Origin of the sequence: Bradyrhizobium altum, from assembly GCF_020889705.1 — a bacterium.
Taxonomy (GTDB): domain Bacteria; phylum Pseudomonadota; class Alphaproteobacteria; order Rhizobiales; family Xanthobacteraceae; genus Bradyrhizobium; species Bradyrhizobium altum.
In genome coordinates, this window is the sequence record NZ_JACMYP010000245.1 from 1 (window position 1) to 13,107 (window position 13,107).

Sequence of the window (13,107 nt, forward strand, 5' to 3'; positions counted from 1 at the left end):
GCGGGCCGGCGGGTTGCAGCTCGGCGAACACCGGGCTCGGATCGAGCGTGGTGGTGGCCGGGCTCGTGAAGTCGCCCGGCGAGCGGGTGACCGTCACCGGCACCGTCGCCGGCTGGAACTTCGGCATGTTGAAGGTGACGGTGAAGTTGGCCTCCGGCGCCGGGATCGACACCGAGCAGGGCGTCTTGCAACCCGGCCCGATCGAGGTCACGGCGTCGGCGCCTTGCGGGGCCGAATCCAGCTGCACCTGCATCGGCGGCGGTGCCGACTTGAACGAATCCAATGAGAACGAAGAGCAGCCGGCCAGGCTCAGCCCGGCGGCCGCAATCACGATGATACGACGCATGATCCACACTCTTACTGCGGCAATCAGCCACAATCCCCGGCCCGACCATAGGAGCGTCGGAACAGAGGTGCAACAGGGGGAGATCTGTTCGTTAAAGGATGGTTAACGAAAAATTCGCATGGCAACATATTGCCGAGTAATATCAATGTGTTGCGGAAAGTTTATGCGGCGCCGAGGCTGGCGACGGCGTCCGGCAGGTCGCGCATATGGCTGATCAGCCGGTCCGGCTTCAGCTCGGTCATCGGGACGTCGGTGTAGCCGAAATCGACGCCGATCACCGGGACGCTGGCGCGCCGGGCGACCCCGACATCGGGGCCGGCATCGCCGACCATGATGGCGCCGGGCAGCTTGCCGCCGGCGCGGGCGACCGTCTCGCGCAGGAACGCCGGATCGGGCTTGGCGACGCCGAATGTGTCCTGGCCGCAGATCGCGGCAAAGCGCGCCGTCAAACCGAGCCGGTCGAGCAGCAGCTTCGACAGCCATTCCAGCTTGTTGGTGCAGACCGCAAAGCGATGGCCCTTGGCCGCGAGCCGGTCGAGTGCGGCTTCGAGCCCGTCGAACGGGCGCGAGCCGTCGGCGATGTGCTCGGCGTAATAGTCGATGAAATCCTTGGTCAGGCGATCGAGGTCCGCGAGGCTGACCACGCGTCCGTCCACCTCGAGCCCGCGCTCGAGCAGCTTGCGCGCGCCGGCGCCGATCATGTTGCGGGCGGCCGACAGCGGCACCGGCCGCAGACCTTCGCGGTCGAGCACATAATTCAGCGCGCTGATCAGGTCAGGCGCGGTGTCGACCAGCGTGCCGTCGAGATCGAACACGATGATGGAGGGAGAGGAGGCGGACATCACGCTTTTCGCTATCGGGCTGCGCGCCGCGATGCAAGAGTAGATGTCGGCGCGTCATGAAAATGGGGAGGCCGGGATGCGGGAACTCGCCGGAAAAGCCGCTTTTGTCACCGGTGCGGCCAGCGGAATCGGACTGGCGATGGCAACCGCCTTCGCCCGCGAGGGCATGAAGGTGATGCTCGCCGACATCGAAGGTGGCGCGCTCGACAAGGCCGTCGATGCGCTGCGGGCCGGCGGCGCCGACGTCCATGGTGTGGTCTGCGACGTCGCCGATCCCTCAAGCGTCGACCGCGCGGCAGAGGCATCGTTCCGCGCCCTCGGCAACGTCCATGTCGTCTGCAACAATGCCGGCGTCGCAGCCGGTGGCGGCATCGACCAGATCTCGGTCGACGACTGGCGCTGGGTGATCGACGTCAACCTGATGGGCGTCGTGCACGGCATCAGGAGCTTCCTGCCGCATATCCGCGGGCACGGCGAGGGCGGTCATATCGTCAACACCGCGTCGATGGGCGGAATGAATGCCGGTCTCGGCTTCAGTCCCTATTCGGCGAGCAAGTTCGCAGTGGTGAGCATGTCGGAGGGGCTTGCCTGGCAACTCGCGCCTGACGGCATTGGGGTCAGCGTGCTGTGTCCGAGCTATGTGCGCACACGGATCGGCGAGAGCGGGCGCAACCGCCCCGAACGGTATGGGCCGACCCGCGCGCTCGCGCCTGGCAGCGCGGCGTCCGCGATGGTCGCGGAGATCGCACGGCAGCTCGATGCCGGGCTCGATCCGGCCGCGGTTGCGGCGCGGGTCGTGGCCGCGATCCGCGAGCAGCGGCTCTATGTTTTCACCCATCCGGGGATGCGGGCCGAGGTTGAGGGCCGTTTTGCGGCGATTTTGACCGCAATCGACGCCTTTCAGGCGTGATAACCGCCCGCGGAGCAGGTTTCCGAATAGGCGCTGGACAGGCCCGGATGGCGCTATTCCTGCCCGTGAATCGAGGCTAGATATGCGCCCGCCGGGCCGCCCGATGGCGCGCCCGTAACGGACAACCGAGGGGCTATCGGCCGTGGACATGGACGCACTGAAACGCCAGGCGGCGGCGCGCGCGCTCGAAGAGGTGCGCGACGGCATGAAGCTCGGGCTCGGCACCGGGTCGACCGCCAAGCATTTCGTCGAGCTGCTCGGCGAGAAGGTCCGCGCCGGCATGAAGGTGATCGGCGTGCCGACCTCGGAGGCGACCCGGGCGGACGCGATCCGCTGCGGCGTCCCGCTGACCACGCTGGGCGAGGTCGATCACCTCGACCTCACCATCGACGGCGCCGACGAGATCGACCCCGCGCTCGATCTGATCAAGGGCGGCGGCGGCGCGCTGCTGCGCGAGAAGATCGTGGCGGCCGCCAGTGATCGCATGATCGTGATCGCCGACGACAGCAAATGGGTCGACGTGCTCGGCCGCTTTCCGCTGCCGGTAGAGGTGATCCCGTTCGGGCTCGCCGCGACAGAGGCGGCGATGGCGCGGGCGTTCGCACAGGCCGGCGTGTCCGGCCAGATGATCGTCCGTAAGGGCAAGGACGGTCACGTTTTTGTCACCGATGGCGGCCACTGGATCGTCGATGCCCATCTCGGCCGGATCGGCGACCCGCCGCGTCTTGCCGGTTTGCTCAGCGTGATCCCGGGCGTGGTTGAACATGGCCTGTTCATCGGGCTCGGCAGCGTCGCCGTTCTGGCCGGCGCACAGGGAATTCGGGTTGTTGAACGGCGCTAACGCCGCAAGCAAGGAGACTTGGAATGAAGCGTTTTTCGGGACTTTTGTCGGCAGTGGCCCTGGCGGCTGGCCTCGCGCTCGCGGCCGCACCGGCCATGGCGCAGCAGCAGCTGCCGCCCATGCCCAAGGTCAAGCAGTCGACCCCCGCGGCGATTGGGTACGCCAAGGAAATCCTGACGATGAAGAACGTGGCGGTGATGTATTCCGGCGCCGTTCCGGGAATCATCGAGAAGACCAAGACCGGTCTGCTGCAGCAGTACCTGAACTACCAGAAGGATCTCGACGAAGTGGCGCTGGTCGTCGCCAAGCAGTTCGCGGGCGGCGAGAAGGAGATCGGCGAAGGCATGGCGCAGATCTACGCCGCCGAGTTCACCGAGCAGGAGCTGAAGGACCTCGTGATGTTCTACAAGACCCCGCTCGGTCAGAAGCTTTTGACCGCGGAGCCCACGGCAATCAACGGATCGCTGCAATATATGCAGCAGTGGGCCCAGCAGTTCGGCGTGATCGTCAACGGCCAGTTCAAGGCCGAGATGAAGAAGCGCGGCAAGGATATCTAAGAGCGTTTTCGAGCGAAGTGGGTACCGGTTCGCGTGAAGAAAACGCGTCAAACGAGAATCTAGAGCGCCGTTCCGATTCAATCGGAACGGGGCTCTAAGAGCGTCTTCGAGCGCTCGAATGCGCTCCGTGTGTCCTCGCCCCGCTTGCGGGGCGAGGACGAAGAGAGAGGTACCCATGGCCGAGTTTGACGTCGACCTGTTTGTCATCGGTGGTGGTTCGGGCGGCGTTCGTGCCGCCCGCATCGCCGCCAATTATGGCGCGAAGGTCATGGTCGCCGAAGAGTACCGGATGGGCGGCACCTGCGTGATCCGCGGCTGCGTGCCGAAGAAGTTGTTCGTGATCGGCAGCCACGTCCACCAGGAGATCGAGGACGCGGCCGGCTTCGGCTGGAGCATCGGTCAGGTCTCGTTCGATTGGGCGACGCTCGTCGCCAACAAGGACAAGGAGATTGCCCGGCTCGAGGGCGCCTACACCACCAATGTCGAGAAGTCGGGCGCCAGGATCGTCAAGACCCGCGCGGTGCTCGAGGACGCCCACACCGTCCGTCTCGCCACCGGCGAGAAGGTGACGGCGAAATACATCCTGATCGCCACCGGCGGCGCGCCCAATCACGGACCGGCGGTTCCCGGCATCGAGCACGTGATCTCCTCCAACGAGGCGTTTCATCTGAAGGAGCTGCCGAAGCGGATCGTGATCCAGGGCGGCGGTTACATCGCGCTGGAATTCGCCGGCATCTTCGCCGGCTACGGCTCCGACGTCACCGTCGTCTATCGCGGTGACAACATTCTGCGCGGGTTCGACGAGGACGTGCGCAAGCATGTCCGCACCGAGATGGAGAAGCGCGGCATCACCATCATCACCGGCTGCACGGTGGCGAAGATCGACAAGCACGGCCGCGATTTCACCACCCATCTGTCGAGCGGCTCGAGCATTGCCTCCGACCAGGTGATGTTCGCGATCGGCCGGCATCCCAACGTCAGGGGTCTCGGGCTGGAGGCGGCCGGCGTCGCGATCAATCCCGCCAATGGCGGCATCCAGGTCGACGGCTGGTCGAAGACGTCGGTCGACAACATCTACGCGGTCGGCGACGTCACCCACCGCACCAATCTGACGCCGGTCGCGATCCGCGAGGGCCATGCCTTCGCCGACACCGTGTTTGGCAAGCGCCCCGTGCAGGTCGACCACGCGACGATCCCGACCGCGGTGTTCTCGCAGCCCGAGGTCGGCACCGTCGGCCTCACCGAAGAAGAGGCGCGGGCGCAGTACAGCCACGTCGACATCTACAAGACCGATTTCCGCCCGATCAAGGCAACGATGTCCGGCCGCGACACCCGTGTGCTGATGAAGCTCGTGGTCGACGGCACAAGCGACCGCGTGCTCGGCTGCCATATCGTCGGCGACTGCGCCGCCGAGGTCACCCAGGTGGTCGCGATCGCCGTCAAGATGAAGGTGACCAAGGCGGATTTCGACGCCACCGTCGCGCTGCATCCGACCGCCTCCGAAGAGCTGGTGACGATGCGCACCCCAACCGCGCAGCACGTGCGCCAGGCGGCGGAGTAGGGGCAGGCGGCGTGCCGGGATGATGCGGCGCGTCGCGGCGAAACATCCGGACACATCCAGCCGGACCGCGGATGCGCGGAGCGACGCCGTCGCGTTCCCGCATGGGGAAACCCGTAGTCGCGCGTGTAGGCAGGGTTCGCTGAGAATTGGTTGGCGGCTCGCGCGGCCAAAACCGCTTGCCCTGCGGCCCAAGGTAGGCACGTGATGACGACGATCGGCCTTGCGCTCGATTTCTTCACCGCAAGCCTACGTTGAGCAACGGCGGCGACTTGGTGCAGCTCTCGCGATCGGGAACGGAGAACGAGCCCCTGCCTGAAAGTCCAACGCCGCCCGCTTAAAATACATGCGAGCGGCGTTGTCTCTAGCCCCAGGAAGGTCATGGCAAAATCCTGATAATCTTAAGTCTGTGGAAGCGCGCAAAGGTTTCATACCTCAGAAGGGGTAGGTTGCTTCCGCAAGACCGGCGCACTGCCGGCGGCCGTACTTGGTGTCGGGGAACTAGGGCACCTTTGGGGCCACTCTTCGCGCGCCCAAATCAAATCCAGTTTCCGGCAAATGGCCTGCGCAACGGCGCTTGTGCACAGATGCCGCGCCAATCGGCAGCGCAGCGATCTCGCGCGCGTTGGAACCTTGCGCTATGCTGGCAGTTCCACTCCAAACAGTTTGATGTCTCAAATTGAGGGAGCCGCCCATGACAGGCCCAACCGAGCAGGAGATTCGGACCCGCGCCTACGAATTGTGGAAGGACGCCGGAGAACCGCCGGGCCAGATGGATCAGCTCTGGTACAAGGCCGAACGGGAACTGCTGGCGCGCAAGGCCGCCAACGGCGAAACGCCCTGCGGAATGAACCGGCACAACGGGCCGACGACGTATCCGGAGAAGTTGAGGGGCGTGCATTGAGTGTGTCGCGCGGCTGAGCTAACGAGCCCGGGCAAGCTGGCCCGGACCCGGGGGCATCATGAGCGACGCGATCGACCTTTCGCAGAAGCTATCGACATTCTCCGATCACTGGTCGCCGCGCACCGTCGCGCAATTCAACGCCTGCGACGTGATGGTGGTGAAGGTGCAGGGCGAGTTCGTCTGGCACAAGCATGACGACACCGACGACTTCTTCCTCGTGCTGAAGGGCGTGCTCGACATCGAGCTGCGCGATCGCACCGTGACATTGAAGCAAGGCCAAATGTTCATCGTACCGAAAGGCGTCGAACATCGGCCCGTCGCGCGGGAAGAGGTGCATCTGCTGCTGATCGAGCCGACGGGCACGCCGAACACGGGTGATGCGGCGACGGCGGCGGCGCGGAAGGTGGTGTGAGACTGCATGACCCAACAATCCCCTGCGATGGCCGTTTCGTTTTTTCGGAATTTCCTCTTGACGCGCCCCCCAACTCAGATGTTCAATTGGCCCGTCTCACCCGATCGAGGGGCGCTGCGCATCGTCAGGAGTGTTGCGGTGAGATGCGGTGGTCGCCGGGCATGCGAGAGACGACATGCATGCGAGGCGGACGGCGAAATCGTGTGGTCCTGACGCCCTAGCGGCAGGTGTCCTCGTGCAAGACGCGTTGCGTCATGCACGGGCGGTGACAAGCAAGCCCAGTCTCACCGGGGAGAGCACGTATAAGCCGTAACCCATCGCGCAGGGAAAGCCGGGATGTTTCCGGTTACACCTGTGGTCCGACCTCCGGTGCTTTTTGTTGCACCGGACCCATGGGTGCGATCGGCACCCGGCTTTCCCTGCGCCCTCTGTTCCGAGAGAGCGCGAAACGAAGAGCAGAGCTCGGACGATTGATGTCGCGAGAATGCGGATGCGCGTGCAAATCTATCCCCGTCATCCTGAGGAGCCGCGAAGCGGCGTCTCGAAGGGGCGACGGCCACCAGCGGGGCCGTGCATCCTTCGAGGCTCGCTCCGCTCGCACCTCCAGCGACAAAGGCGAAGCCTTTGCGCGGGGATGACGGGTTTGACCGTAGCCCATGTTGAGCGAGAACTATCCTCATCGTCGTCCTGGCGAAGGCCAGGACCCATTACCCCGAATGCTGGTTGGCGCACGACGCTGGGGCCGCGATCGCGTTCACAATCGAATGCGGTGGTTATGGGTCCCTGCTTTCGCAGGGACGACGGTGGTGAAAATTCGGGCTCATCCCTCCGCCTCGAGCCACTCCGCGGCGCCGCGCCACAGTGCGTCGCGGTGCTCGCTGCGGAAGAAGCCGAAATGGCCGATCGCTTTCGCGCCGGCATCCGCGGGGCGGATCGAGATGATCTCCGGGGTGATCGACGTGAAGGCGGAGCACAGCAGCTCGACCGCCGGCCGCGTCGCCCAGGTGTCGTCGGTAATCGCGAGTGCGCGGAGCTTGCCCTTGAACTTCGGAAAATTCTCGCGCGCCGCAAGCGTCGTGTCGTCGAGCAGATAACGCTCGCGCATCACCCAGCCTCGCCATTGCTCGAACACGCCCCGCGGCAGGTCCATGCCGAGGCCGGCCCAGGCGGGCACATAGCCGAGCGTGCGCGCCAGCGGCAGGCCGATGCCATTCATGAAGGCGACGACGCGGTAGCGTTCGGGCGAGGCCATCAGCTTCCAGGTCGCGGCCTGCGAGGCAACCAGCAGCGCGCGCGGAATTTCAGCGTTGTTGGCAAGCAGCCCGAGCGCCTGGCCGCCGAAGGAGTGGCCGACATAGGCGAACGGGAGGTCGGGGTAGCGATAGCGCATCCAGCTCACGGCCGCGGTGGTGTCGAGCGCGGCCCAGTCCGCCATCGTGGCCTTGAAGCCGGCCAGCGACTTCGGCTTGTTGAGGCCGGTTGCCGCCATTGGCCTCGAGTCGCCGGTGCCGCGGTAGTCGTAGGTCAAGACCGCCGCGCCGCGGCGGGCGAGGTAGCCGGCAAAGCCGCGATAGACCTTGCGAGGCACGGCGGTCGCCGAGTTGATCAGGACGGCGTGGCGCTTCCTGCCGCGCGGCAGGAACAGCGTCGCGGCGAGCGGATAGCCATCCGCGGCCGGCACGACGATGTCGTCGCTAAAAACGTCGTCCAGCGCGGCGGAGGCTGCGGCAATTTCCCTGGCATTCATGGTATGGTCCAGCAAACGCGAATTCGTATTTTCCTGCAAGAGTTTGACGGGATTGCAGGAATCCTTCTAGCGGCGGAGCGGGCGGCTGTGTATAAGCCCACCTTTCCCGTCGATTAAGTCGCGGTTTTTGCTCAGGAGTTGACCTCATGTCCGATCGGTGGACACCCGATAGCTGGCGCGCCAAGAAGGTGCTGCAGGTGCCCGATTATCCCGATGCCAAGGCATTGGCCGATGTCGAGGCCCAGCTTGCGACCTTTCCGCCGCTGGTGTTCGCGGGCGAGGCGCGCAACCTGAAGAAGGCGCTGGGGCGGGTCTCCGCGGGCGAGGCCTTCCTGCTGCAGGGCGGCGACTGCGCCGAGAGCTTTGCCGAGCACGGCGCCAACAACATCCGCGACTTCTTCCGCGTGCTGCTGCAGATGGCCGTGGTCATGACCTATGCCGGCGCGCTGCCGGTGGTGAAGGTCGGCCGCATCGCCGGCCAATTTGCAAAACCGCGCTCGTCGCCGACTGAGAAGCAGGGCGATGTCGAGCTGCCGAGCTATCGCGGCGACATTGTCAACGACATCGCGTTCACGCCGGAAGCGCGGATTCCCGATCCGCAGCGCCAGCTGATGGCGTATCGCCAATCCGCGGCGACGCTGAACCTGCTGCGCGCGTTCGCCACCGGCGGCTTTGCCAATCTCGGCAGCGTGCATCAATGGATGCTGGGCTTCCTGAAGGATTCGCCGCAGTCCCGCCGCTACAAGGAGCTGGCCGACCGCATCTCGGACGCGCTGAATTTCATGCGCGCCTGCGGCCTCGACCTCGAGAGCCATCCGGAGCTCCGCGCCACCGATTTCTACACCAGCCACGAGGCGCTCTTGCTCGGCTACGAGCAGGCGATGACGCGGGTCGATTCCACCACCGGCGACTGGTACGCGACCTCCGGCCACATGATCTGGATCGGCGACCGCACCCGGCAGCTCGATCACGGCCATGTCGAATATTTCCGCGGCATCAAGAACCCGATCGGCCTGAAGTGCGGTCCGTCGCTGAAGCCCGACGAGTTGCTGAAGCTGATCGACGTGCTGAACCCCGACAACGAGCCGGGACGCCTGACGCTGATCAACCGCTTCGGCGCCGACAAGGTCGGCGACCATCTGCCGGGCCTGATCCGCGCGGTGCAGCGGGAAGGCCGCAAGGTGGTGTGGTCGTGCGATCCGATGCACGGCAACACCATCACTTCGACCTCGGGCTACAAGACGCGGCCGTTCGACCGCGTGCTGTCGGAGGTGAAGGCGTTCTTCCAGATCCACGCGGCCGAGGGCACCCATGCCGGCGGTGTGCATCTGGAGATGACCGGGCAGGACGTCACCGAGTGCATCGGCGGCGCCCGCGCCATCACCGATGAGGATCTCAACGACCGCTACCACACGGTCTGCGATCCCCGCCTCAACGCCGAACAGTCGATCGACATGGCCTTCCTGATCGCCGAGCTGCTGAAGCAGGAGCGCGCCGGCAAGGTCAAACCGATGCCGGCCGCCGCTGGGTTGTGATTTGGGGGCCGTGACTTGAGGGCAGTGACTTGCTGAGGTTCTGGCGAGCCACCATCAACTCGCGCAACGGGCTGGCCTTCGCCATTCGCTCGGAGCAGGCGATTCGTGAGGAGGTGGTGGCACTGGTGCTGTCGGTGCCGCTGGCCTGGCTGGTCGGCGCCACCGTGATGCGCCGGGTCGAGCTGGTCGCGACCGTGGTGCTGGTGCTCGTGATCGAGCTGCTCAACACCGCGATCGAGAAGCTCGCCGACCGCCTGACCATGGATCACGATCCGCAGATCGGGCGGGTCAAGGACATGGGCTCCGCCGCGGTCGGCGTTGCGCTTGTGATGGCCGGGCTGTTCTGGCTGTTCGCTCTCGCCGAACGCCTCGGTGCGTTCTCGTCGTGAGTGCCGATAAGCCGATCAAGCTTGCGGTGATCGGACGTGGACTGATCGGGTCGGCGGCCGCGCGACATCTGAGCAAGATGGGCCATGAAGTTGCGCTGATCGGGCCCGATGAGCCGGTTGGTTTTTCGCAGCACAGCGGCGTGTTCGGCAGCCACTATGACGAGGGCCGCATCACGCGGGTCTACGATCCGCAGCCGTTCTGGCGGCAGATGAACGGCGCGGCGATCGCGCGCTACGGCGAGATTGCAGCGGAAAGCGGTGTCGAATTTTACCGCGAAGCCGGTGCGCTTCACATCGGCGATCGCGAAACCACCGATGTCGCATCGGTCGGCAAGGTTTGCGCCGAGGAGGGGATCGCTTGTGAAGCCTATCAGGACGCGGCGCTCGCGGAGCGGTTTCCGTTCCTGAAATCGACGGCGGGAATGCTGGGCTATTTCGAGCCGCAGAATGCCGGATACATTTCACCGCGTCGCCTGGTCCGGGCGCAGACGATCGCGGCGGAGTGCGCAGGCGCCCGGATCATCAACGAGCCGGCGCTGGGGATTTCGGAAAGCGGCTCCGGCGTGACGATCCGGACGCGGTCGGGCAGCGTCGCGGCCGACCGCGTGCTGGTTGCAGCGGGTGGGCACACCCAATCGCTGCTCGGCCGATCGCTGGGCTTTACAGTCTATGCGCGGACTGCGGCGCTGTTCCGGCTCGGTGCGGCGGAGGTGCAACGCCTGGTCGGCATGCCGTCGATGCGGTGTCTCGGGCCCAAGGGCGACAATCCCTACATCCTACCGCCGATCCCATATCCGGATGGTCAGACCTGGTTGAAGCTCGGCGGCGATCCGGTCGATCGTGCGCTCGAGAGCGAGGCTGAGATCAAGGACTGGTTCCGATCGGGCGGATCGGTTGACGTCGCCGATCGGCTGCAAACCCAGATCCTTGACCGCATTCGCGGCCTCAAGTTCGAGGAACGCCGCGTCGTGCCCTGCATGACCACCTTCGGCGATACGGGCTTGCCCAGCATCGGACCGCTTTCCGAGCGGGTCACGGTCGCATTCGGCTGCTATGGCAAGAGCGCGAAATGTTCGGACGAATTGGGCCGGCTGGGTGGCATGGCGCTGCTCGGTGAGGTGAGGGCAGAGCTTGCCCCCTGACCGGCGCCGGCGATCCCAGTGCGATTTCTGCAATCGCACCATGATCGGACGACCATTGCAGTTTGCCGTTGTGCGGGACAACATAAAGATATGAGCGAACAACAGATCAAGATCACCCTGGCGCAACTCAATCCGACGGTCGGTGACGTCACCGGCAACGCCGTGAAGGCACGCGCCGCGCGCGACAAGGCGAAGGCAGACGGCGCGGACCTCGTGGTGCTGTCGGAGCTGTTCATCGCCGGCTATCCGCCGGAGGATCTGGTGCTCAAGCCGGCGTTCCAGTCGGCCTGCCGCGCCGCGATCGAGGAACTGGCGCGCGAGACCAAAGATGGCGGCCCGGCGATGCTGATCGGCACGCCCTGGGTCGAGGACGGCAAGCTCTACAATGCCTGCGCGCTGCTCGACGGCGGGCGCATCGCCGCGCTGCGCTTCAAGGCCAACCTGCCGAACTACGGCGTGTTCGACGAGAAGCGGCTGTTTGCGCGCGGCCCGGCATCGGGCCCGGTGACCGTGCGCGGCGTGCGTATCGGCGTGCCGATCTGCGAGGACATCTGGCTCGAGGAATCCGAGGACTACGAAAACGTCGTCGAGTGCCTGGCCGAGACCGGCGCGGAAATTCTGATCGTGCCGAACGGCTCGCCCTATGCCCGCGACAAGACCGATCTCCGGCTGTCGATCGTGGTGGCGCGCGTCACCGAGAGCGGGCTGCCGCTGATTTATCTCAACGAGATGGGCGGCCAGGACGAGCTGATCTTCGATGGCGCCTCGTTTGCGCTCAATGCCGATCTCTCCGTGGCGGCGCAGCTTCCGGCGTTCGAGGAGAACATCACGACGCTGACCTGGCGCAAGACCGCGGATGGCTGGCGCTGCAATGGGCCGATCACGGCGCAACTCGAGGGCGACAAGGCGGATTACGCGGCCTGCGTGCTCGGCCTGCGCGACTATGTCCGCAAGAATGGTTTTCCCGGTGTGCTGCTCGGCGTCTCCGGCGGCATCGACTCGGCGCTATGCGCGGCGATCGCGGTCGATGCGCTCGGCGCCGACAAGGTCCGCGGCGTCATGCTGCCGTTCCGCTACACCGCGCAGGTGCGCTCGACGACGCCGCCAAGCTGGCTGCGGCGCTGGGCATCCGCTACGAGATCCTGCCGATTGCCGATGCCGTCAACGGCTTCGAGACGATTTTGGCGCCGGTGTTCAAAGGGCTGGAGCGCGACATCACCGAGGAGAATTTGCAGGCGCGCGCCCGCGGCACGCTGTTGATGGCGATCTCCAACAAGACCGGCGCCATGGTGGTGACGACCGGCAACAAGTCGGAAATGTCGGTCGGCTACGCCACGCTGTACGGCGACATGAATGGCGGCTTCAACCCGATCAAGGACATCTACAAGACCGAGGTGTTCCGCCTGTCGAGCCTGCGCAATGCCTGGAAGCCGGACGGCGCGCTCGGGCCGTCGGGCGAGGTGATCCCGGTCAACATCATCATCCGGCCGCCGACCGCGGAGTTGCGCGAGAACCAGACCGACCAGGATTCGCTGCCGCCCTATGAGGTGCTGGATGCGATCCTCGAACGGCTGGTGGAGCGCGAGGAGCCGCTTGCGACCATCATCGAGGCCGGCTTCGACCGTGATGTGGTGACCCGCGTCGATCGCCTGCTCAACATCGCCGAATACAAGCGGCGGCAGGCGGCGCCGGGGGTGAAGGTGACGCGGAAGAATTTCGGCCGCGATCGCCGCTATCCCATCACCAACCGCTTCCGCGATTTCGGCAAAGCGCTGCCGGAGCCGGACGAGAAGCTCGTGATGCGCGGCTCGCGCGCGTCGGCGGAAGCGTTCGAGGGGTAGAGCCTTACTGCTTCTTCGGGATGAAGGTCGGGCCGACCGTGCGGATCTGGCCGTCGCTCGCGGGCGCGGCCGGCGCCGTGGCG

General features: G+C 65.5%; 12 protein-coding genes and 1 pseudogene. 10 read left to right on the forward strand and 3 right to left on the reverse strand.

What is annotated here, in order from left to right:
• Both H8B02_RS37615 and H8B02_RS37620 read right to left on the reverse strand, forming a co-directional pair.
• A partial coding sequence (locus tag H8B02_RS37615; RefSeq protein ID WP_229170826.1) for a hypothetical protein occupies positions 1-346 on the reverse strand: 346 nt, incomplete at its 3' end.
• A 161-nt stretch (positions 347-507) separates the two neighbouring features.
• Complete coding sequence (locus H8B02_RS37620; RefSeq protein WP_229170827.1) at positions 508-1,188, reverse strand: HAD hydrolase-like protein; 681 nt, start codon at positions 1,186-1,188, stop codon at positions 508-510.
• A 76-nt stretch (positions 1,189-1,264) separates the two neighbouring features.
• Here H8B02_RS37620 and H8B02_RS37625 point away from each other — a divergent pair, with 76 nt between their 5' ends.
• The 6 genes from H8B02_RS37625 to H8B02_RS37650 all read left to right on the forward strand — a co-directional run bounded on the left by H8B02_RS37625 (position 1,265) and on the right by H8B02_RS37650 (position 6,370).
• Positions 1,265-2,098 carry an SDR family NAD(P)-dependent oxidoreductase gene (locus tag H8B02_RS37625; protein ID WP_229170828.1) on the forward strand — a complete coding sequence of 278 codons (834 nt, stop codon included), beginning with the start codon at positions 1,265-1,267 and terminating at the stop codon, positions 2,096-2,098.
• Positions 2,099-2,240: 142 nt separating this feature from the next.
• Positions 2,241-2,939 (forward strand): ribose-5-phosphate isomerase RpiA, encoded by a 699-nt coding sequence (rpiA, locus tag H8B02_RS37630; protein WP_229170829.1) that lies wholly within the window; start codon positions 2,241-2,243, stop codon positions 2,937-2,939.
• A 23-nt stretch (positions 2,940-2,962) separates the two neighbouring features.
• Positions 2,963-3,496, forward strand: a complete 534-nt coding sequence (locus tag H8B02_RS37635; RefSeq protein ID WP_229170830.1) for a DUF2059 domain-containing protein — start codon at positions 2,963-2,965, stop codon at positions 3,494-3,496.
• 175 nt (positions 3,497-3,671) lie between these two features.
• Positions 3,672-5,057, forward strand: coding sequence for a glutathione-disulfide reductase (gor, locus tag H8B02_RS37640; protein ID WP_229170831.1), 1,386 nt, complete (start codon positions 3,672-3,674; stop codon positions 5,055-5,057).
• Positions 5,058-5,748: 691 nt separating this feature from the next.
• The gene (locus H8B02_RS37645) at positions 5,749-5,958 is read left to right on the forward strand and encodes a DUF2934 domain-containing protein (RefSeq protein WP_229170832.1); all 210 of its coding nucleotides are present in this window, start codon (positions 5,749-5,751) and stop codon (positions 5,956-5,958) included.
• A gap of 58 nt (positions 5,959-6,016) precedes the next feature.
• Positions 6,017-6,370 (forward strand): cupin domain-containing protein, encoded by a 354-nt coding sequence (locus H8B02_RS37650; RefSeq protein ID WP_229170833.1) that lies wholly within the window; start codon positions 6,017-6,019, stop codon positions 6,368-6,370.
• An 820-nt stretch (positions 6,371-7,190) separates the two neighbouring features.
• Here H8B02_RS37650 and H8B02_RS37655 read toward each other — a convergent pair.
• Positions 7,191-8,117, reverse strand: coding sequence for an alpha/beta hydrolase family protein (locus tag H8B02_RS37655; RefSeq protein WP_229170834.1), 927 nt, complete (start codon positions 8,115-8,117; stop codon positions 7,191-7,193).
• 146 nt (positions 8,118-8,263) lie between these two features.
• Here H8B02_RS37655 and H8B02_RS37660 point away from each other — a divergent pair, with 146 nt between their 5' ends.
• The 4 genes and pseudogenes from H8B02_RS37660 to H8B02_RS37675 all read left to right on the forward strand — a co-directional run bounded on the left by H8B02_RS37660 (position 8,264) and on the right by H8B02_RS37675 (position 13,024).
• On the forward strand, positions 8,264-9,652 hold the full coding sequence (locus tag H8B02_RS37660) for a class II 3-deoxy-7-phosphoheptulonate synthase (RefSeq protein ID WP_229170835.1): 1,389 nt from the start codon (positions 8,264-8,266) through the stop codon (positions 9,650-9,652).
• Positions 9,653-9,681: 29 nt separating this feature from the next.
• Complete coding sequence (locus H8B02_RS37665) at positions 9,682-10,041, forward strand: diacylglycerol kinase (RefSeq protein WP_229170836.1); 360 nt, start codon at positions 9,682-9,684, stop codon at positions 10,039-10,041.
• On the forward strand, positions 10,038-11,183 hold the full coding sequence (locus H8B02_RS37670; RefSeq protein WP_229170837.1) for an NAD(P)/FAD-dependent oxidoreductase: 1,146 nt from the start codon (positions 10,038-10,040) through the stop codon (positions 11,181-11,183). The genes H8B02_RS37665 and H8B02_RS37670 overlap by 4 nt, the downstream gene beginning before the upstream one ends.
• A gap of 90 nt (positions 11,184-11,273) precedes the next feature.
• Positions 11,274-13,024: pseudogene (locus H8B02_RS37675) on the forward strand (NAD+ synthase).
• The last annotated feature ends 83 nt before the right edge of the window (positions 13,025-13,107 follow it).